The sequence below is a fragment of the Ruegeria sp. AF3 genome (assembly GCF_056536285.1).
Map to the genome: position 1 here is coordinate 17377 of NZ_JBQFJM010000001.1, position 20034 is coordinate 37410.

Below are 20034 nucleotides of genomic sequence, written 5' to 3' on the forward strand. Positions count from 1 at the left end.
ATTGGCATGCAGTCAGCGGACGTTCAGACAACGGACCTTTTTATTATCGGTGGTGGGATCAATGGTTGCGGCATCGCTCGGGATGCTGCTGGTCGCGGGCTGTCAGTTGCTTTGGCAGAGATGAATGATCTGGCCTCGGCCACGTCATCAGCCTCGACGAAATTGTTTCATGGCGGTTTGCGCTATCTGGAGTATTTCGAAATCCGTCTGGTCCGTGAGGCTCTGATCGAGCGTGAAACCCTGTTGCGCGCGATGCCGCATATCAGCTGGCCGATGCGCTTTGTGCTGCCCTACCACAAGGACATGCGGTTTGACTCGGAAACGCCGACCTCCCGGCTGCTCAGTACGGTCATGCCGTGGATGCGGGGGCGGCGTCCGGCTTGGCTGATCCGGTTGGGTTTGTTCATGTATGACAATCTGGGTGGTCGCAAAATTCTGCCGGGCACCACGTCGCTGAACTTGCGATCGGCACCAGAAGGCGTCCCGCTACAGGACACGTTCGAAACGGCATACGAATATTCTGATTGCTGGATCGAAGACTCGCGGTTGGTGGTTCTGAATGCCCGCGACGCCGAGGCGCGCGGTGCGCAGATCATGGTGCGAACCGAGGTGATTTCGGCCGAGCGGTTGGACGACCTTTGGCAGGTATCACTTCGTGATCGCAACAGCGGCGAAACCCGTCTTGTCCGGGCCAGAATGCTGATCAATGCGGGTGGCCCTTGGGTCGGGGACATCATCCAGACCAAGATCCGTGTGAACTCACGCGAGGGTGTTCGGCTTGTTCGGGGCAGCCATATTGTGACACCCCGGCTGTATGACCACGACAAGTGTTATTTCTTTCAGGGCGAAGACGGCCGCATCATTTTCGCCATTCCGTATGAGCAGGACTTTACCCTGATCGGCACAACGGATCAGGATCATCCGGACCCTGACACGAAACCTGTCTGTACCGAGGCCGAACAGGAGTATCTGTGCGCCTTCGCATCGAAGTATTTCAAACGCGCTGTGACCCGCGAAGATGTTGTGTGGACCTATTCTGGTGTGCGGCCGCTTTATGACGACGGTGCCAGCAGTGCCACCGCAGCAACGCGAGATTACACGCTGAAAGTCGATGCGCAGGGTGGGGCGCCTGTATTGAACGTGTTTGGCGGCAAGATCACCACCTATCGCCGGCTTGCGGAAAGTGCTCTGGAGAAGGTTGGTGAATTCTTTCCGAATATGCCGGGCCCCTGGACCGCTGGTGTGGCGCTGCCCGGCGGTGACTTTCCGGTTGACGCTGTTGAAGCCCTGACTGATCAGCTTCTGGCCGCGTATCCGTTTCTGGGTGCCGCCTGGGCTGCACGCCTGATCAGGGCCTATGGAACCGAAGCAACAGATGTCCTTGGGGATGCGCAGCAGCTGTCTGATCTGGGTGAGGATTTTGGCGCAACCCTGACCGAGCGGGAGGTCGCGTGGCTGATCGACAAGGAATATGCACGGACCGCCGAAGATGTCGTCTGGAGGCGCAACAAGCTGGGCCTGCGACTGAGTGCGGAGCAGATCGCGCGGATCGACGGTTGGATGACCGAACGGCGGATCAGCAGCACGGCCTGATCCATCTTTCTGTCCTCTTGGCGGGTGATGCGTGTTGTGCTAGCCGTTGGTCACGGTCGGCAGACACCGAGGCGTCGCTGCTCTTACCCAGAGTGCTAAACCTGCCAGTGTATGTGAAACTATCGCAACCATCAGGGCGTTGTTTCGTCAAGTCAGCGACCAACGATTGCGCAAAACGCCCGATATGGACTTGTGATGAGCAAAACTCCTGTACCCTTGCACACCGATGATCTGACCGGATTCGTGCGCACCCTGTCCCAACAACTTGGCGACTCCAGCCCGTCGCACCTGACCCTGATGAATATGGTCGCCCGTGCCGCCGGGTTTCAGAACGTGCAACATATGCGCGCCACCAGTGCGGCTGCCAGGCGGATCGAGGCCCGCCCGAAACAACCGACTGCTGACATGCGCACGGTTGAGCGCACATTGCACCTGTTCGACGCACAGGGCAGGCTTCGACAATGGCCGTCAAAACGATTGGTGCAGACTTTGTCCTTGTGGGGGCTCTGGTCTGCGGTACCGGCAGCCGCGGTGCTGCAAGAGGGTGAGGTCAACACGTGCCTCAATGCCGAACATTGTTTTGATGACCCTGCAACCCTGCGCCGGACCATGATTTCATGTGGGCTGCTGACACGGAACCGGGATGGATCGGATTATCGCCGGGTCGAGCAGGCACCGACACCAGAGGCAAAGGTGGTGATCCGCGAACTCTCTGAACGGCGGCGGGAAAGATCAGACTGACACCAGAAAAAAGCCCCGCTGATGGGCGGGGCTTTGATCGGATCAGGCCGCTTCTTCTGAAGGGCCGGGATCGTTTTTACTGCCTTTCAGCCACTCGCGCATGCTTTGCATCAGAGCGTAGAGGACAGGCACCACGATTACGCCAACCAGCGTCGCGGCCAACATGCCACCGAACACGGCGACACCGATGGCTTTTTGGCTGGCCGCACCCGCACCATTGGCAGCCAGCAGCGGTACGACGCCTAGCAGGAAAGACAGGGCGGTCATCATGACAGCGCGGAACCGCTGATGAGCTGCCTCGACGGCAGCGTCCTTGATCGAAAGACCCTTGGCGCGCTGTTCCATTGCAAACTCGACGATCAGAATGCCGTTCTTCGAAGCAAGGCCCACCAGCATGATCATCCCGATCTGCGTATAGAGGTTGATGTCACTGCCAACGATGGCAACCGCGGCCACCGCCCCGAACAGGGCCACGACCACAGACAGCAAAATCGAGACCGGCATAGTCCAGCTTTCATACTGTCCAACCAGAAACAGGTAACCGAATAGGATGGCCAGCCCCAGAATAATGATCACCAGGCTGCCTGACGCCAACTGTTGTTGTGCCGTCCCCGTCCATTCGAACGAGTATCCCGGCGGCAGGGCTGAAGCAGAGACCTCTGTCATCGCGGTGATCGCATCGCCGCTGGAAAGGCCCGGTGCAGGCACCGCCGTAACCGTTGCCGACCGGAACAGGTTATGCCGTTTCAGCAGAACCGGCCCCAACACGTTTTCTACGTCGATCAGGGTGCCCAGTGGCACCATGTCGCCCTTCTGAGAGCGCACATAGAGGCTGGCAATGTCATCGACATTGTCGCGATAGCTGCCTTCCGCCTGGATCATTACGCGATAGACGCGACCAAACAGGTTGAAGTCGTTGACATAATACGACCCCAGCTGGGCCTGCATGGTCTGGAAAATCTCAGCCACCGAGACGTCCAGTGTTTTGGCTTTCTCGCGGTCCAGATCCACGAACAGCTGCGGAACGTTGGCGCGGAATGTCGTATAGGCCTGCCCGATCTCGGGGCGCTGGTTGGCCGAATAGACAAACGACCCCACAGCCGAAGCCAGATCCTGCGGCGAGCCGCCTCCGGTTTGCTGCACCTCCATCTCAACCCCGGCAGACATGCCAAGACCCTGAATTGGTGGCGGGTTGAAGGCAACAGTCGAGGCTGCGGTTTCGTTATTCGCGATGGCCAGCACCTTGGCCAGAATGGCCTTGGCGCTCAGGTCCTCCTCCTGCCGTTCGGCCCAGTTGTCGAGGTTCACGAAGATCGCAGCGCCGTTGGTGATTGTGCCGTTCAGCAATGAAAAGCCATTGATCAGAACGGTGCTGGACACACCCGGGATCTCGCGTATCTGGTCATCGAGGCGCTTTGTCACGGCCTCGGTCCGTTCCAGCGTCGCGGCGTCAGGCAGTTGTACGTCAACAAAGAGATAACCATTGTCTTCCAGCGGGATAAACCCAGCTGACGTGTTCGACATGATTGCCCCTGTTCCCATGCCGAGCCCAACCACGATGGCTAGCGCGATAGCCGGAAAGACAAGCAGTTTGCGAACAATGGCGACATAGCCATTGCGAACGCCACCAATGAGATTTTCGAACAGCGCAAGCAGCCCCTTGGGTGGCCCCGAGCGGGCCTTAAGGACCAGCCCACACAGCGCGGGCGACAGTGTCAGCGCGTTGATGGATGATATTACAACAGCGGTCGAGATCGTAACAGCGAACTGAGAGTACAGCCGCCCGGAGATACCCGGCATGAAGGTCACCGGTACGAACACCGCCAACAGAACCAGTGTGGTCGCGATGACGGGGCCGGTGATCTGCCCCATAGCCTTACGGGTGGCTTCGGCTGGGGGCAGCCCCTCATCAGCGATGATGCGCTCGACGTTTTCGACCACGACAATGGCGTCATCGACCACGATGCCGATGGCCAAAACCAGCGCAAACAGCGAGATCGTGTTCAAAGACATGCCGAAGGCCAGCAAGAAAGCAAACGTGCCGATCAGTGAGACCGGGATGGCAACCGCCGGAATGATCGTCGCGCGCCAACTTCCCAGGAACACAAAAACGACCGAGATCACGAGGGTAAAGGTCAGGATCAGTGTCGATACGACGTCATTCAAAGAAGCTTCGACAAAGTCTGTCGTGTTAAAGGGGACATCATACTCCACATCCGTCGGGAATGCGCGGGACAGCCGCTCCAGTTCCGCCTGCACGCGCTCTGAAACGGCCAGGGCGTTTGCGCCGGGGGCCTGATAGATACCGATCACGGTGGCGGGCACGGACTGAAAATAACCGGACGCCGAGTAAAACTGTGCACCAAGCTCAACCCGGGCGATGTCCCTTACGCGGACAATTGCGCCGGCATCTCCGGTACGGATCACGATGTTGCCAAATTCTTCGGCTGACGTCAGTCGCCCTTTGGACTTGATCGTGTATTGAAAGGTCTGGCCTTCGGGAACAGGCGGTGCACCAATCGAGCCTGCGGACACTTCGATATTCTGTTCGCGGATCGCGTTGATCACATCGCCTGGTGTGATGGACAGGGCTGCCATCTTGTCCGGGTCCATCCAGACCCGCATGGCGTATTCCAGGTTGGTCAGAACATCAGCCTTGCCCACGCCCTGCACACGCGCCAGCGCATCGCGCAGGTTGATCGAGGCATAGTTGGAAAGAAACACGCTGTCATAGGTGCCGTTGGGCGAGGTCAGCGTGACCAGCATCAGCATGTTGGTCGACGATTTTTGTGTGACAACGCCCGAAGATGTCACTTCGGCGGGCAACGACGACATTGCCTGCGCCACCCGGTTCTGCACGTTGACCGAGGCGATATCGGGGTCGGTGCCAACTTCGAAGGTTACGTCCAATGAATACGAGCCGTTGTCAGACGATCTGGACGTCATGTAGATCATGTCGTCCACACCGTTGACCTGCGCCTCGATCGGTGCGGCAACAGTGTTTTCCACTGTTTCCGCATTTGCGCCGGTATATTTGGTGGATACGTTGACGACGGGCGGGGTAATGTCAGGGAACTGCGCGACCGGCAGCACCAGATAGCCGATGCCACCCATGATGGTCAGTACCAGCGAGATGACAAACGCCAGCTTTGGCCGGCTAATGAACAGGGCTGAGAACATCGTTTATTCTCCCGGCTGTTCAGAAGCGAAGACCGCGTCAACGGCCACGCCGGGGCGGACCCGTTGCAGGCCCTCGACAATCACGCTTTCGCCCTCACGCAAGCCTTCCGTAACGATGATGGCAGTACCTTCCGTGTTGCCTGTGGTGATGTATCGCTGCTCCACCATCTGTTTGTCGTTTACTACAAGAACAAAGTCACCACGCTGGTCGCGTTGCAGTGCAGCTTGCGGCACCAGAACTTGCAGGGTTGGTTGCAGCGCTTCAATCTGCACATTCACGAATGCACCATCCAGGATCAAACGGTCGGCATTTTCGAACTGGGCGCGCATTGTGATCGCACCGGTTAACGGGTCGATACGATTGTCAACGAATACGATCCTGCCTGTTTCATCCAACTTGGTTCCATTTGGCAGCGTAATATGCACATTGGGGCTTTGCGGGCTGTCAGCAAGAGAAGCGGAATTTGCGCCAACGGTCTGAAGAACCGAAGTGAAAAGTTTTTCGTTCAGCGAGAAATTCACATAGATTGGCGTCTCGCTGACAATGTTCACCAGTGGGGGGTTGGTCGGGCCGACCACATCACCGACACTGGTGGTGATGCTGCCGATACGCCCATCAAAAGGCGCGTGGATCTGTGTATAGCTGAGGTCCAGTTCGGCCTGCTGGATCGCTGCATTTGCGGCCTTGACCTGAGCCTCGGCGACCAGTTCGTTTGCCCGCGCGATGTCACGTTCGGATTCAGGTGTCGCGTCGCGCTTGTAAAGCTCTTCCTTACGCGCCAGGTCAACCTTGGCCAACTCAAGATTTGCCTCGGCCCGGTTCAGATCAGCTTTTCGGGCCTCCAATGTCGCTTCGTAAAGGTCCGGTTCGATGGTGAACAACAGGTCGCCTTCTTTGACCGTTGCCCCATCCTCGACATTTCGGCTGTTGAGAAAACCGTTCACGCGGGCGACGATGTCGACCTTATTGATCGCCTGAGCGCGCCCTATGAAGGAAGCCTCGTCGGTGATTTCTTCGGTGTAGGCGGCCGCAATCGTAACTTTCGGTGCCGCTCCTTCGTCCTGTGCAGTTGCAGGTTGGGCCAGTCCCAGGGATATCAGCAATAATGCGGTGGCAATTGGATTGCTGGCCTGAGTTGGAAAAGGGAAAACTTGGGACATGGCGAAAGCCTCGTGCATTTCAGAAACAATTGGTGCCCATCCCGGCGGTCACAATCGCGCGAGTCGACAAAACTTGGTTGCAGGATGGCTTGTTTACCACGATTTCTCAAGCGCGATGAATCCCGAGGTGGTTCGCGATGACGCCAAAAATTTGTGCAACTAAGCTGGTTTAGGTGTCGGCCCGTTCCGAGGTGCCGAACGAAAACAGGGGCCAACGGCCCCCGTTTGAGCTTCCGAATATCTGGGTGGTCAGCCGCGTTTACCGGCGAATTTTGCCTGCCATTCTTCGCGCTGTTCGTCTGTGATCTTGGCGAACAGAACGTCTGGCACGGTAAAGTCGTGACCCGCGGGTAGCGCGTTCAACGCTGCGGCTACGTCTTCCGGCCAGCTGGTATCAAGCGTGTTCATGGCGCTTAGCATCTTGGCCGCAGCATCAGGGATGAACGGCGCGCTGAGCACGGCATAGAACCGGATCAGGTTCAGACCCAGACGCACCTGTGCAGCGGCCTGTTCGGGGTCTTCCTTAAAGGTTGACCACGGCGCCGCAGCTTGCAGGAATTCGTTGCCAGCCACCCAGATGGCCCGCAGCTCCTGAGCCGATTTGCGGACGTCCATTGCTTCCATATGCGCCTCATAGGCGCGGACACGTTTGGTAAGTTCATCGATCAGAGCGTTCTCACGCTCGCCAAACTCACCGCCTTCGGGCACCACCTCACCGAATTTCGAGCGGCAGAACTTGGTGATGCGGCTGACGAAGTTGCCCAGAACATCGGCCAGATCCTTGTTCACGGATTGTTGGAAGTTCTCCCACGTGAACTCGCTGTCGCTGCTTTCCGGTGCATGGCTCAGCAGCCACCACCGCCAGTAGTCAGCTGGCAGAATCTCGAGCGCCTGATCCATGAAAACGCCACGACCCTGCGAGGTCGAGAACTGGCCGCCGTCGTAGTTTAGATAGTTGAAGGATTTCAGGTGGTCGACCATTTTCCACGGCTCGCCCGACCCGAGAATGGTGGCGGGGAAAGAAAGCGTGTGAAACGGCACGTTGTCCTTGCCCATGAACTGGACATAGCGCACATCGTTCGCGCCCTTGTCGGTGCGCCACCAGCGTTCCCACTCGGAATCGGGTTTCCCCGTGGAATCCGCCCATTCCTTGGCACAGGCGATGTATTCAATCGGCGCGTCGAACCAGACATAGAAGACCTTGCCTTCCATACCGGGCCAGTCCTGATCGCCTTTCTTGACCGGAACACCCCAGTCCAGATCGCGGGTGATCCCCCGGTCTTGCAGCCCGTCGCCGTCATGCAGCCATTTCTTGGCAATGGATGTGGTCAGGATCGGCCAGTCAGTTTTGCTGTCAATCCAGGCATCCAGCTGATCCTTCATCGCCGATTGGCGCAGATAGAGGTGCTTGGTCTCACGCACTTCCAGATCGGTCGAGCCCGAAATGGCCGAGCGCGGTTCAATCAGGTCGGTCGGATCCAACTGCTTGGTGCAGTTTTCACACTGGTCGCCACGTGCGTTCTCATACCCGCAATTGGGGCAGGTACCCTCGATATAGCGGTCGGGAAGAAAACGACCATCCGCGTTGGAATAGATTTGCTTTTCCGTGACTTCACGGACCAACCCGGCCTCATCCAGCTTTCCGGCGAAATGTTGGGTCAGCTTTTTGTTCTGCTCGCTGGATGAACGGCCAAAGTGATCAAAGCTCATCCCAAAACGCTTGGCGATGTCGGCCTGAATTTCGTACATGTCCGCGCAATACTCGGCCACAGGCTTTCCAGCTTTAGCAGCGGCCAGTTCGGCCGGGGTGCCGTGTTCGTCGGTGGCACACAGGAACATGACCTCGTTCCCCCGGCCACGCTGATAGCGTGCATACAAGTCGGCAGGCAGTTGCGAGCCGATCAGGTTGCCGAGGTGCTTGATCCCATTGATGTATGGGATTGCCGAGGTGATGAGAATCCGAGCCATATTCCGTTTCCGCATATCTAACTGCGCGTTCGTCTAACCTATGTCACCGCTCAGCAAAAGCCCGGTTTCGTAGATGACTGGAATAACTCTGATTTGTGACGCGCCCCTGATGGGACGACCAAGTCGCCGATTGCCGTTTTAAAGCGATCTGATTGTAGTCAGCCAATTCGCAGACTCTCCGCAATGCAGGGCCGCGGGTCTGCTTTTCATTCCTCGCGGGCGCGTTTCAGCAACCTTCCGACCGTAAAGGATGTACGCGGTGCGTAGACGTAATTGGTTCTTTCCGCGGGTGTTGGACGCGACCGCATCCGGGCCAGGCCGAAGCCGATCAGGAATACGTGGCCGACCGCGACAAATGCAAACAGCGCGCTGGGTCCAAAATCCTGGATCAGTGTTGATGTGATATAGGGTGACGCAATTGCCCCCAGCGCGTACCAGAACATCAGGGCGGCAGACAACTCGACCCTCTGCTCGGTTGTCGCAAAATCGTTGGCATGTGCGGATGACACCGAAAAGATCGGGAATGTCGTAAACCCAAAAAGCCCTGCTGCCAGCATGACACCGACAGTTCCCGTGTCGCTTGCCGCCATTGTGACCCCGCAGCTTAGTACCGCCGCGACCGAAAGCCAGATCAAGACCCAGCGCCGGTCGTACTTGTCAGCGAGCCACCCCATCGGATACTGCGCCAGTGCCCCGCCCAGAACGAAAGAAGCTAGGAAGAAGGCGATTTGATCCACTCCCAGCCCGACTTCCTGACCGTAGACGGGCCCGACCATTCGGAAAGATGCCGAACTGAGTGCCGAAACAATGACGCCCGCAACGGCCAACGGCGAACTGTGCCACGCCAGTTTCGGGCGCAGGCGGGGGGCGTCAGGCGTCTTCGGTTGACTTGCGCGTGTCAGTGTCAGCGGCAGCAACGAGGCGCAGCACAGGATCGCCAAGAGGTTGTAGGATACATACGAGGCGGGTGGCAGGACGGCGATGATCAACTGAGCACTCAGCGAGGCACCCATATCGACGATGCGATAGGTGCCCATGGCTCGTCCACGTGTCTCATTGGTTACTTTTGCATTCAGCCAGGCTTCGATGACGGTATAACAGCCTGCCACACATGTGCCCGAGGCGATGCGCAGCGCCGCCCATACATAAGGATTGTCTGTCAGGGTGTGGCCGATCAACCCCATCGCGCCCAGCGCTGTGCATACAGCAAATGCGCGGGAATGCCCGACGCTGCCCATCAGTCGCGGCGCCCACCAGCAACCTATGAAAAAGCCAAGAAAATGCGCCGAACCCAGCATACCGATCTGTTCGGTCGAAAAGCTTAACGTGATCCCGGAGATGGCATCCAGTGGCCCGACGCCGCCTGTTGATAGCTGAAGCAGAATGACCGACAGAAACAGGGCGGCAAATGAAATGATCGTGCGCATGGTTTTCTCAGATAGGCGGCGTCACCGGACAATGCGCGCAACTATTCGACTTTATCCAGTCGTTTTTTGCTTTTTGTCAGTCAGGTTGCTCGAATGATCTCGGCACGAATGTCCAGCCCAATGTGTTGTCCTACCAGATCGGGATAACCCGAGGCACCGAAATCGTGCCGGTTCAAAGTCCCGGTTAAACCTATGGACAGGCGGCTCAAGTCATTCGCGGCTGTACCAGGCTGGCGGTACAGGTTGGCTTCCAAGGTTATGGGGTGCGTCAGACCTCGGATAGTCAGTTCTCCCTTGACACGAGCGCCATTCGAAATGCGCCCATCCGCCCCCAATTGAATGTCAGTCGATACGAACTGAATTGTCGGATAGGTTTCGGCGTCCAATACACTGGGGCCGAGCATCGGCATGCGGGCAAAGGGCAAGCGGGTTCTGGCCTTGGTAACGTCCAGCACCACCGTGACCCGGCTGTTTTGCAGGCGTTGCGTGTCAATTTCCACGTTCGCGTCCCGGATCGGCATTGATCCGGTCTGGGGAATTCCGGAGAGGTCAAAGGTAAAACCGACCCGGGTGCCGTTCGGTGACAAATTGTATGGCTTCAAGGCGGCCTGCACCGTATTCGCCAAAGGCAGAGCCGCCATCCCCGTAAGTACGAAGCGGCGGGTCAGGTGTGTCATGCCATGACCGTGTCCCGTCTGGGGCGGGATCTTTTGATCAACATCAGAACGATGGCAATGTTCAAACCGTTCCAAAGAATGCCGTTGACGAAAGCCAGTTGGTAACTTCCGGTGACATCGTAAATCCAGCCTGACATCCAGCCACCAAGCGCCATGCCAAGAATTGTCATCATCATGACGAATCCGACTCGCGCACCGGCTTCTTGCGGCGGCATGTATTCGCGGACAACCAAAGCGTAGCTGGGCACGATGCCACCCTGCGCCAGACCGAATAGCAAGCTGATCACATAAAGTGAGACCATCCCGTCATACGGCAGGAACAGGAACAGCGCGATGCACTGCAATACAGAGCCGATCAGAAGTGTCATGACTCCACCGAGACGGTCGGCCAACAGGCCCGAGACGATACGGCTGGCGACGCCGCCCAGTAGCATCAGCGATAGCATCTCAGCCCCCACTGCGGGGCCGTATCCCAGCCCGACGCAATACGACACGATATGGACCTGTGGCATGGACATCGCTACGCAACATCCAATGCCGGCCAGACCAAGAATGTACTGTAACACGCGTGGTGAAACACCGACACTGCGTGCGTTGATCCGGGCTGTGGCCGCGGCTGTGTTGTGCGCTTCGATTGGGACCTTGCGGCGCAACAACAAGGACAGGGGGATGACAACCAGCAACGTCAGAGCCGCCAATGTCAGATAGACCTGTTGCCAGCCGTCGCGTGCCAGAATACCGGACAGCAGAGTAGGCCAGATTGCCCCAGACAGGTAATTCCCGCTGGCCACCAGTGCGACGGCGATTCCACGCCGTTTCATGAACCAGTGCGAGATATCGGCGATCAAGGGCCCAAATCCGATCGATGTTCCCAGCCCGACCAGCAGATGCGCCGCGGATAGTAGCGTTATATTCGGGGCCAGCGTTGCCAATAGATAACTGAAGGCGCTTAAAACAGCAGCGCCGATCAGGGCGCGTGTCACACCCAGCCGGTCCACCAGTTGCCCCAGCCACATATTGCCCAGCGCAAATCCAATCATCGTAAGTGTATATGGCATTGAGGCTTCGGCGCGACCGGCGCTGAATTCTGCTTCGACGGCGGGCATGACCACGATTACAGCCCACATTCCCACATTCGCCACAGTTGCGATGGCGAGCGTGATCAGAAGGCGTATCCAGGAATAGCGGCTGTCATGGATCGGATGGCTCATGCGGCGACGCTAGGGTGCGATCCGGAGTTTGGCCAGTCACATCTTGCGTGATCCTTGCGGCTTCACGTCAGAATGTCCTCTGTTTCAATGCGTTTCAGGTGCAGACCGGTGCGGGCAGCGGTCTGAGTGGCTTGCCAGCTGACCGGGGGCAGGGCGCGGGCGCGGCGGCGGGTCAGGGTCCAGTGCCTGGCATCCCCCTGATGGGCGGAGGCCATGTGCCAGCGTGTCTCAACCCCTTGTGCGCCGCCATCACCGGGCGTCAGCAGCAGGCCAAGCGGGGTATGGCCCATCGTGCCGCCTTGTTCTGCGGCCAGATGCATCCGCCGCACTGGTGTCAGCCCCGGCGCGCCGGGCAGGTCGCCTATGATCAGCGGGATGGCTCCGCTGCGCAGCGCCTCTTCGATACACCATAGCAGATCTTCGGCGCGGGTGGGATGGACGAACAGAAAACGCGCCGGATCAGCAAAGGCCATCATTCCGTCGGGATTCAGTTGGGCGGGCTCCCACGCGGGGGAAATCCACAGCACGGGCCCCTGTGTCTGACCGGCCAGCCAGATGGCAAAGCTGCGCCGGGCGGGGCCGCAAGCCTCGTGCACGCGGCCCGGTTGCAGGGTGATCTGCGAATGGAGATTTACCCCCGGTACCTGACGCGCAGGTTTGTGGCCAAGAAGCTGAGCAGACATGCCTGCAAGCTACCATGTTCCACTTTTGTTCTCAAGAGGTGAGGGGCATTAACGGGACAAGATCAGCTTGCCATCCGCAAACTGAATGCTTGAAAAACGGTGCAGATATTCCATCCCCAAAAGCGATTTATCCAGCTCACCCTCGTTGACCCAGGCCGAAACGTTCTGATCCGTAATGGGTCCTATCGTCAGGGTCTCAAGCCGTACCGGCGCGGTACGCACCTCACCGTTTGCAGTCAAGGCGCGCCCGAAATAACTCAGCTGATCGGGATCAATGCCTGCCCGTTTGGCATCCTGCGCGTTCAACACGATCTGGCTGGCACCGGTGTCGACAAGAAAGGTAATCAGCTCACCATTCACCAGAACCGGAAGGTAATAATGGCCGTCATAGGCGCGGGGAACCTCAACCGAGTTTCCGGTGACACTCATCTGCGGTGCGGGACCGACCGAGGAGCGAATATCCTCCCACAGGCCGACCAGTGCGATGACCCCGACGAATATGAACACCCATGCCATAACCTGCTGGAATGTCTTGCTAAGCGACTGCCGATTATGCGTGACAAACCACATCAGCAGCGCCGCCCCCAGCAGGGCCAGATAGATCAGGCGTCCAATGTCGAAACTGTCCATGCGGTTACCCGGAAATCCCTCTAACCTTGTGAATATGGGGATTTAAGATGCAAATCCAAAGGCCTTGAGGCCATCGAGAATAAACTGAACAGACAATGCAGCCAGCAGCATCCCAAGAAGCCGGGTCAACACGTTCAATCCGGTTTTCCCCAAAAGCCGTGCCACGGCCCCTGATGAAAGATACATCACAAAAACCATTGCCAGAACGACCAGCATAACGCCGATGACCACGGCCAGGCCCTGAATGCCGGGATGTTGACCGGCCAGCAGGATCATAGTGGCAATCGCACCGGGCCCTGCAATCAGTGGGATACCCAGTGGAAACACAGACGGGTCCGGATGTTCTTCCTCTTCGGCGCTGTTTTCACGACGTTTGGTCCGGCGTTCAAACAGCATGTCGAGCGCGGTCAGAAACAGCAAAACACCCCCCGCAACACGAAACGCCTCCATCGAGATGCCGACAAATCCCAGCAGCGCTTCGCCGAAGGCCGCGAACATCGCCAGAATGCCGCCAGCAGTCAGGCACGCGCGAACAGCGACAGAGCGGCGCGTATGCCAATCCATGTTCTGGGTCAGGGCCACAAAAATCGGCGTTTGCGCCGGTGGATCAAGAACCACGAAAAGCGTTGTGAACGCGGTGATCAGAAATGCGGTGTCAATCACTCTTTGCTACTCTGTTGCAGATGTTTCAAAATTCTCAGGGCGTCTTCGGCCAGTCCGGACGGAACATAAACATGATCGTGGTGATAGCCCGCAACCATGTTTGCCGGAATTCCGGCCTGTGCCAACGCCCCCGAGACTGCAGCGGTCAGACCCACGCCTTCCAGCGAGGAGTGCACCTGAAGCGTGATACAGCGCATAGCGACCGCCTCTTTTGGTGCGCAATTGATCGGAACGACTAAAGACAGCCCTTCGGCCTCGACGTAACTGGCGCGTGTCCCGTCGGGCCAGTCCATATCTTCGGGCCAGACTACAAATGCGAATTCTCCGGGTTGAATTTCGGGATGCATTCCCGCGATCATTGCTTTGGTTTCAACGACAGGATCGCTCATACCGTTTCTGCCTGTTCCAGTCGCTCAGCAGCGGCGATCCAAAGCGCTTCTGCTTTTTGCATAGCCTCGACCACCTCGGCGAATTTGCGATTCCAGATTTCCAGATCGTTGATCTTGTCGTCTTCGTAAAGCGTCGGGTCGGCCAGTTTTGCCGCGAGCTTGTCGTGCATCTCTGTCAGTTTCTCGACCCGGTCCTCGCATTTGCGCAGGTCCGCCCGCAATGCCAGCATGGTATCGCGCGAGGCGCGTTTGGGCTTCTCTGTTTGTGGCTTTTCTTTCACCGGTTTGTCACGCGCCAGCAATAGGGCACGATAGGATTCAAGGTCACTGTCATAAGATTTGACCGTACCGTCCGAGACCAGCCACAACCGATCGGCAACAAGCGACAGCAGGTGCATGTCGTGGCTGACCAGCACGACAGCACCCGAATAGGCGGTCAGCGCTTCGACCAGCGCCTCACGGCTTTCGATATCCAGATGGTTCGTCGGCTCGTCGAGGATCAGCATATGTGGTGCGTCGATGGTTGCCAGCAGCAGCGACAGGCGCGCCTTCTGCCCACCCGACAGGCGGCCAACCTCGGTTTCCGCCTGAGCCGCGTTCAGGCCGAACCCCGCCAGACGCGAGCGCCACTTGCCCGGCGCCTCGTCCGGGCGCAGGCGGCGCAGGTGGTCCAGTGGCGTTTCGTTCACATAAAGCTCGTCCACCTGATGCTGAGCGAAATACCCGATGCGCAGCTTGTTGCTGCGGGTCATCTTGCCTGCCATCAGGGGCAGGCGGTCTGACAGCAGTTTGGACAGGGTCGATTTACCCTGACCGTTCTTGCCCAGCAGCGCGATGCGGTCATCCTGATCGATGCGCAGGTTCAGGCGGCGCAGTACTTCGGTTTCGCCATAACCCGTCACACCGCCTTCAATCTGGATGATCGGTGGCGACAGTTCCTCGGGCTCGGGGAAGGAAAACGCACGCAGCGCGGCCTCTTGCGGGGTTGAGACCAACTGGATGCGTTCAATCATCTTCAGGCGCGATTGGGCCTGTACGGCTTTTGACGCCTTGTAGCGGAAGCGATCCACAAAGCTTTGCAGGTGTGCGATGCGGGCCTTGGCCTTTGCATTCTCGGATTCCGCCTGCGCTAGACGTTCCGCCCGCCGTTCGGCGAATTTGTCATAAGGCACGGCGTAATAGGTGAGTTTGCGATCCTCCAGATGCAGGATCGACCCTACGGCACGGTTCAGCAAGCCCCGGTCATGGCTGATGATAATGACCGTGTGCGGATATTTCGCCAGATAGCTTTCCAGCCATAGCGCGCCTTCAAGATCCAGATAGTTGGTCGGTTCGTCCAACAGCAACAAATCCGGTTGCGAGAACAAAACCGCCGCCAAGGCCACGCGCATCCGCCAGCCACCGGAAAAATCCGAGCAGGGGCGCAATTGGTCTGCGTCGTCAAACCCCAACCCCTTGAGGATCGAGGCCGCGCGGGCTTCGGCCGACCAGGCGTCGATATCGGCCAGCCGCGTCTGGATTTCGGCAATTCGCGTGGGATCTGTTGCGTTGCCAGCCTCGGCCATCAGGGCGCTGCGCTCGGTATCAGCGGCCAGAACAGTGTCGATCAGCGAAACGTTGGACGAGGGGACCTCTTGCGCGACCCCGCCAATGCGGTCGCGCTTGGGGACCGAAATATTGCCCGATTCCAGCGCCAGCTCCCCGCGGATCAGGCGAAAAAGCGTGGTCTTTCCCGTGCCATTCCGGCCCACAAGGCCAACCTTGTGACCGTCTGGTATGGTTGCGCTGGCGCCATCAAACAATGGGCGGCCTTCAACGGCATAGGTGATGTCTTCGATCCGTAACATGGAGCGCTCTTAGCAGAGGTGTGATGCCGCCGCCAGCGGCTTGGCATTTTCAAGTGTCAAGCAATGTGTTAGCGCTGTCTCGTTTGCTTTTTGAAACGGTTTTCCACATGCGCGCGGCCCGGACGCCTCCATCCCTGATCACGTTGATCTTTGCTACGGCGCTGTCTGTACTGACGCTCAACATGTTCCTGCCGTCGCTGGCACATATGAGTGAAGATTTCGCTGTGGATTACGGTCTGATGAACCTGTCGGTCGCGGGGTATCTGGCGGTTTCGGCAGTATTGCAACTGATTATGGGCCCTTTATCGGATCGCTTTGGTCGCAGACCTATCCTTTTGATTTGTGTATCAATATTTGTCCTTGCGTCGATCGGATGCACGCTGGCTGGATCGATCTGGGTTTTTCTTGGCTTCCGTCTGCTTCAGGCTGCTGTTGTCGCGGGCTCGGTCCTGTCCAGCGCGTCGATCAGAGACCGTTACGCACCGAATGAGGCGGCAAGCAAACTCGGTTACGTCGCGATGGCCATGGCGCTGGCCCCGATGCTTGGGCCGATGTTGGGTGGGGCGCTGGATATGCTTTTCGGTTGGCGCTCGGGGTTTGTCCTGTACTCGTTGCTTGGGGCAGGGTTGCTGGTGCTGCTTTGGTTCGACATGGGCGAGACCAACACCAACCGCTCGTCCACATTTGGTGCCCAACTGCGCGAGTATCCCCATCTGTTCCGTGCCCGCAGGTTCTGGGGCTATGCCTTATGCGCAGCGTTTTCGATTGGGGGGTTCTACAGCTTTATCACCGGTGCGCCGCTGGTTGCTGCAGCGTGGTTCGACCTGAGCCCTGCAATGCTGGGGCTGGGGATTGGCATCATCACCGGCGGGTTCATGGTTGGCAATTTTGTCACCGGTCAGATTGCGGCCCGGACGCGCCTGACGACAATGATCTTGTCAGGGCGGATCGTGGCCTCGACCGGGCCGTTTTGTGGATTGATGCTGTTTCTCGCTGATCTGGGATCGGTCTGGGTCTTCTTCGGCTCGGCAATCTGTGTCGGCTTTGGCAACGGTTTGACCAATGCCAATGCCGCGGCTGGCGTCATGTCAGTACGCCCCGGACTGGCAGGAAGCGCGGCAGGGCTGTCGGGGGCATTGATCGTGGCTTTGGGCGCTGTTCTGACCTCAATGACCGGCGCGTTCGTTAGCCCCGAAAATGGGCCGTATCTGGTACTGGGCATGATGTGGGCCTGTAGCTTTGCTGGCTTGCTGGCGGTGCTTTACGTCCGTCGACTGGACCGCGTCGACCCTTTGCCAGACACAATCTGAACTGCAAAGCCACGGGCAAGGCATCATTACACTTTTCATGGGTCAAAGTCCGTGATACCCGGCGCGCGATGGATTTCGGCGCGGGTCCCGCGTCACATTATAAGGAGAGGCCGACATGGCACTGGAACGCACATTCTCGATCATCAAACCCGATGCAACCCGCCGCAACCTGACCGGCAAGATCAACGCCAAGTTCGAAGAAGCAGGCCTGCGCATCGTGGCGCAAAAGCGCATTCACATGACCAAAGCTCAGGCTGGCAAGTTCTATGACGTTCATGCCGAACGTCCGTTCTATGACGAACTGTGCGAATTCATGTCGTCGGCTCCGGTTGTTGTTCAGGTTCTGGAAGGCGAAGGCGCCATTGCAAAGAACCGTGAAGTTATGGGCGCAACGAACCCTGCGGACGCAGCCCCCGGCACCATCCGCGCTGAATTCGCGGAATCGGTCGGTGAAAACTCGGTCCACGGTTCGGACGCACCGGAAACCGCAGCGGTTGAAATCGCATACTTCTTCTCGGGCATTGAACTGGTCGGTTAAGCCACAGCCATTGGTGACAAACAGGGGCCGCATCCTTGGTTGGGTGCGGCCTTATTCGTTCAGAGCTGCTTTAAGTCCTTTGGTGCAACACGAACTCCGATGGCGTCCAGATCTGCAATCATCTGGTTTTCCGGAGCAGCACCGTTACCAGCTTTGATTGCGTCGAACCTTTCGCGCAGGGCTTTCTTCTCGTCGCCCTTGCAATCGTTCCACGGGCGGCCCTGCAATCCCATCACCAGAACATAATATCCGATGAAATGCGCCCTGGTGCCGGCGCGCAACAGGCGGGCATAGGCTTCGTCCGGCCCCAGTTCTCGCAGTGCCTCAGCCGAATGAATACCAGCACGTGCGCAGGCCTGTTCAAAGGCGGGGCCAAGGTTTCGGATCGAAGATACTGGTTCGCTCATAGCGGTGTCTTACTTCGGCACCCGAGGCCTGTCACCCCGTGATTACACTCGGTCGCAGGCATAATGCCTTGATGTCCTTTCGGGTTCAGCCGAGACTGAAAAGGAGAACCTTGGATGGCGTTGGAGCAACCAAACCAAACAAGGGGCGCGCGCATATGATCGTTGAGAAACCTGTAAAGGGGTTTCTGAAGTTGAACTGGAAAGGCGTATCATGACCAGATCGTCAAGCGATCAGTTCATTTTCCCAGCGAGGATTGACGAAACGGCTCTGGCAAATGCCATTGCCGGGTTTTCCCAAAAAGTTTCACCCGATAGCCCCGTCGCAGCTTTCGCATTGCTGGATTGTCACGATCAGTCACTGCGCGCCTCGGGTCGTGCTTTGATCGATACTGGCGGGGTGTTGCACCTGCTGCGGAAGGACCACGGCCCTTTGTCTCAGCAGCACTCGGGGCATCTGCGGTTTGCACGGGACTTGCCAGAAGGGCCGGTTCAGAAGGCGCTGAGCGACTTTCCTGAACTACGGGCGCTGACGCAGATTGGTGTTGGAGAGATCGAGGCAAAGACCTTCGCCGTGCTTGATGATCTGCAAAAGACAAAAGTCAGGGGAACTTTAACGTACATGTCGACGCCATCAGGGCAGGCAACCATTGTACGAATTCAGCAGTTGCGCGGGTATAAGAAGGCCTATCAGTTGGTCCGTTCCGCTCTCGATCGCGTTTCGGGCGGTGTTCGTGACGTTGAAACGGTCTATCCCAGTCTGTTTCCAGACATGGTTCCCTATCAGGCCAAGCCTGAAATAAAGTTCGGTCAAGCAGATCCTTGCAGCGAAGTCGCTGCGAAAATCGTTCAAATATATCTGAGGGTTGCACGGCAAAACGAGGAGGGCATGATCGCTGATATCGACACCGAGTTTTTGCACGATTACCGGGTATCGTTGCGCAAGATCAGGTCAGTGATCAGCCTGTTCAAGGTTGTGTTGTCCGAGGCCCAGACGGCCGAACTGAAGCGGCTCTTTTCCGATCTTATGGCCCCCACGGGACCTCTGCGTGATTTGGATGTCTACCTTCTGAAAAAAGACAAGTATTTCAATCTTATCCCGCCGAGCCTTCACGCAGGACTGTCCGAGATGTTTGATCAGTTTCAAACGGAACGTACACAAGAGCAACTGCGCCTATCTCGCTGGTTGCGCAGCGCCGACTACACGACGTCCATGAACGACCTGACCGCAATGTTCACCAGTACTGATCACTTGGACCTCGGACCAAACGCGCATCGCGGCACGTATGACTATGCCTGCGCGCTGATCTGGAAGCATTATCGCAAGATGTGCAAACTGGCGCGCGGCATAAGCGATGATACGCCAGACAAGACGGTGCATGAGCTTCGTATCGAATGCAAAAAACTAAGATATCTGATGGAATTGTTTGCCCCGCTCTTCGATGCGAACGGATTGAGAACGATCCTTAAACCGTTGAAAAAATTCAGGATAATCTTGGTTTGTTCAACGACTATTCTGTGCAGCAAGACGCGTTGCTGACCTTTGTAGCGTCGCACGCCGATACGCAAGGCCGCATAAACGCGCAGATCGGTTTGTCCGTGGGTGGCCTAA

General features: G+C 57.7%; 17 protein-coding genes. 5 read left to right on the forward strand and 12 right to left on the reverse strand.

Features of this window, described 5'->3' with window-relative positions; genetic code table 11:
* The first annotated feature begins 6 nt into the window (after window positions 1-6).
* Entirely contained in the window at window positions 7-1593 is a 1587-nt protein-coding gene (gene glpD / locus ACR3FC_RS00090; RefSeq protein WP_480472355.1) for a glycerol-3-phosphate dehydrogenase, read from the forward strand.
* A gap of 195 nt (window positions 1594-1788) precedes the next feature.
* Window positions 1789-2334: a DUF2087 domain-containing protein gene (locus ACR3FC_RS00095; RefSeq protein ID WP_480472357.1), complete on the forward strand. Its 546-nt coding sequence runs from the start codon at window positions 1789-1791 to the stop codon at window positions 2332-2334.
* A 42-nt stretch (window positions 2335-2376) separates the two neighbouring features.
* On the opposite strand, the gene ACR3FC_RS00100 is transcribed toward ACR3FC_RS00095, so the two are convergent.
* The 11 genes from ACR3FC_RS00100 to ACR3FC_RS00150 form a co-directional block, all read right to left on the reverse strand.
* Window positions 2377-5514 carry an efflux RND transporter permease subunit gene (locus ACR3FC_RS00100; protein ID WP_480472359.1) on the reverse strand — a complete coding sequence of 1046 codons (3138 nt, stop codon included), beginning with the start codon at window positions 5512-5514 and terminating at the stop codon, window positions 2377-2379.
* A 3-nt stretch (window positions 5515-5517) separates the two neighbouring features.
* On the reverse strand, window positions 5518-6675 hold the full coding sequence (locus ACR3FC_RS00105) for an efflux RND transporter periplasmic adaptor subunit (protein WP_480472361.1): 1158 nt from the start codon (window positions 6673-6675) through the stop codon (window positions 5518-5520).
* A 249-nt stretch (window positions 6676-6924) separates the two neighbouring features.
* Window positions 6925-8643 carry a methionine--tRNA ligase gene (metG, locus tag ACR3FC_RS00110; protein ID WP_480472363.1) on the reverse strand — a complete coding sequence of 573 codons (1719 nt, stop codon included), beginning with the start codon at window positions 8641-8643 and terminating at the stop codon, window positions 6925-6927.
* Between the two features lie 206 nt (window positions 8644-8849).
* Window positions 8850-10070, reverse strand: coding sequence for an MFS transporter (locus tag ACR3FC_RS00115; protein ID WP_480472365.1), 1221 nt, complete (start codon window positions 10068-10070; stop codon window positions 8850-8852).
* A gap of 80 nt (window positions 10071-10150) precedes the next feature.
* Entirely contained in the window at window positions 10151-10747 is a 597-nt protein-coding gene (locus ACR3FC_RS00120; protein ID WP_480472367.1) for a YceI family protein, read from the reverse strand.
* Window positions 10744-11958 carry an MFS transporter gene (locus ACR3FC_RS00125; protein WP_480472369.1) on the reverse strand — a complete coding sequence of 405 codons (1215 nt, stop codon included), beginning with the start codon at window positions 11956-11958 and terminating at the stop codon, window positions 10744-10746. Before ACR3FC_RS00125 ends, ACR3FC_RS00120 begins: the two co-directional genes overlap by 4 nt.
* A gap of 62 nt (window positions 11959-12020) precedes the next feature.
* Window positions 12021-12641 carry an ImuA family protein gene (locus tag ACR3FC_RS00130; protein ID WP_480472371.1) on the reverse strand — a complete coding sequence of 207 codons (621 nt, stop codon included), beginning with the start codon at window positions 12639-12641 and terminating at the stop codon, window positions 12021-12023.
* 48 nt (window positions 12642-12689) lie between these two features.
* Window positions 12690-13271: a retropepsin-like aspartic protease family protein gene (locus tag ACR3FC_RS00135; protein ID WP_480472373.1), complete on the reverse strand. Its 582-nt coding sequence runs from the start codon at window positions 13269-13271 to the stop codon at window positions 12690-12692.
* Between the two features lie 42 nt (window positions 13272-13313).
* Window positions 13314-13934 carry a MarC family protein gene (locus ACR3FC_RS00140; protein ID WP_480472375.1) on the reverse strand — a complete coding sequence of 207 codons (621 nt, stop codon included), beginning with the start codon at window positions 13932-13934 and terminating at the stop codon, window positions 13314-13316.
* On the reverse strand, window positions 13931-14323 hold the full coding sequence (locus ACR3FC_RS00145; protein WP_480472377.1) for an ACT domain-containing protein: 393 nt from the start codon (window positions 14321-14323) through the stop codon (window positions 13931-13933). The genes ACR3FC_RS00140 and ACR3FC_RS00145 overlap by 4 nt, the downstream gene beginning before the upstream one ends.
* Window positions 14320-16170, reverse strand: coding sequence for an ABC-F family ATP-binding cassette domain-containing protein (locus ACR3FC_RS00150; protein ID WP_480472379.1), 1851 nt, complete (start codon window positions 16168-16170; stop codon window positions 14320-14322). Before ACR3FC_RS00150 ends, ACR3FC_RS00145 begins: the two co-directional genes overlap by 4 nt.
* Before the next feature lie 107 nt (window positions 16171-16277).
* On the opposite strand from ACR3FC_RS00150, the gene ACR3FC_RS00155 reads away from it, so the two are divergent.
* Together ACR3FC_RS00155 and ndk are read left to right on the forward strand one after the other, a co-directional pair.
* Complete coding sequence (locus ACR3FC_RS00155; RefSeq protein WP_480472381.1) at window positions 16278-17480, forward strand: multidrug effflux MFS transporter; 1203 nt, start codon at window positions 16278-16280, stop codon at window positions 17478-17480.
* Window positions 17481-17595: 115 nt separating this feature from the next.
* On the forward strand, window positions 17596-18018 hold the full coding sequence (ndk, locus tag ACR3FC_RS00160) for a nucleoside-diphosphate kinase (protein WP_008757405.1): 423 nt from the start codon (window positions 17596-17598) through the stop codon (window positions 18016-18018).
* A 59-nt stretch (window positions 18019-18077) separates the two neighbouring features.
* Here ndk and ACR3FC_RS00165 read toward each other — a convergent pair whose 3' ends face one another.
* Window positions 18078-18425, reverse strand: coding sequence for a TfoX/Sxy family protein (locus ACR3FC_RS00165; RefSeq protein ID WP_480472383.1), 348 nt, complete (start codon window positions 18423-18425; stop codon window positions 18078-18080).
* 472 nt (window positions 18426-18897) lie between these two features.
* Between ACR3FC_RS00165 and ACR3FC_RS00170 the strand changes: the two genes are divergently transcribed.
* On the forward strand, window positions 18898-19962 hold the full coding sequence (locus ACR3FC_RS00170) for a CHAD domain-containing protein (protein WP_480472385.1): 1065 nt from the start codon (window positions 18898-18900) through the stop codon (window positions 19960-19962).
* The last annotated feature ends 72 nt before the right edge of the window (window positions 19963-20034 follow it).

What these genes read in the sequence shown, in the direction of transcription:
- glpD (WP_480472355.1), top strand. Translation starts at nt 7, where the DNA reads ATGCAGTCAGCGGACGTTCAGACAACGGACCTTTTTATTATCGGTGGT.
- ACR3FC_RS00095 (WP_480472357.1), top strand. Translation starts at nt 1,789, where the DNA reads ATGAGCAAAACTCCTGTACCCTTGCACACCGATGATCTGACCGGATTC.
- ACR3FC_RS00100 (WP_480472359.1), bottom strand. Translation starts at nt 5,514, where the DNA reads ATGTTCTCAGCCCTGTTCATTAGCCGGCCAAAGCTGGCGTTTGTCATC.
- ACR3FC_RS00105 (WP_480472361.1), bottom strand. Translation starts at nt 6,675, where the DNA reads ATGTCCCAAGTTTTCCCTTTTCCAACTCAGGCCAGCAATCCAATTGCC.
- metG (WP_480472363.1), bottom strand. Translation starts at nt 8,643, where the DNA reads ATGGCTCGGATTCTCATCACCTCGGCAATCCCATACATCAATGGGATC.
- ACR3FC_RS00115 (WP_480472365.1), bottom strand. Translation starts at nt 10,070, where the DNA reads ATGCGCACGATCATTTCATTTGCCGCCCTGTTTCTGTCGGTCATTCTG.
- ACR3FC_RS00120 (WP_480472367.1), bottom strand. Translation starts at nt 10,747, where the DNA reads ATGACACACCTGACCCGCCGCTTCGTACTTACGGGGATGGCGGCTCTG.
- ACR3FC_RS00125 (WP_480472369.1), bottom strand. Translation starts at nt 11,958, where the DNA reads ATGAGCCATCCGATCCATGACAGCCGCTATTCCTGGATACGCCTTCTG.
- ACR3FC_RS00130 (WP_480472371.1), bottom strand. Translation starts at nt 12,641, where the DNA reads ATGTCTGCTCAGCTTCTTGGCCACAAACCTGCGCGTCAGGTACCGGGG.
- ACR3FC_RS00135 (WP_480472373.1), bottom strand. Translation starts at nt 13,271, where the DNA reads ATGGACAGTTTCGACATTGGACGCCTGATCTATCTGGCCCTGCTGGGG.
- ACR3FC_RS00145 (WP_480472377.1), bottom strand. Translation starts at nt 14,323, where the DNA reads ATGAGCGATCCTGTCGTTGAAACCAAAGCAATGATCGCGGGAATGCAT.
- ACR3FC_RS00150 (WP_480472379.1), bottom strand. Translation starts at nt 16,170, where the DNA reads ATGTTACGGATCGAAGACATCACCTATGCCGTTGAAGGCCGCCCATTG.
- ACR3FC_RS00155 (WP_480472381.1), top strand. Translation starts at nt 16,278, where the DNA reads ATGCGCGCGGCCCGGACGCCTCCATCCCTGATCACGTTGATCTTTGCT.
- ndk (WP_008757405.1), top strand. Translation starts at nt 17,596, where the DNA reads ATGGCACTGGAACGCACATTCTCGATCATCAAACCCGATGCAACCCGC.
- ACR3FC_RS00165 (WP_480472383.1), bottom strand. Translation starts at nt 18,425, where the DNA reads ATGAGCGAACCAGTATCTTCGATCCGAAACCTTGGCCCCGCCTTTGAA.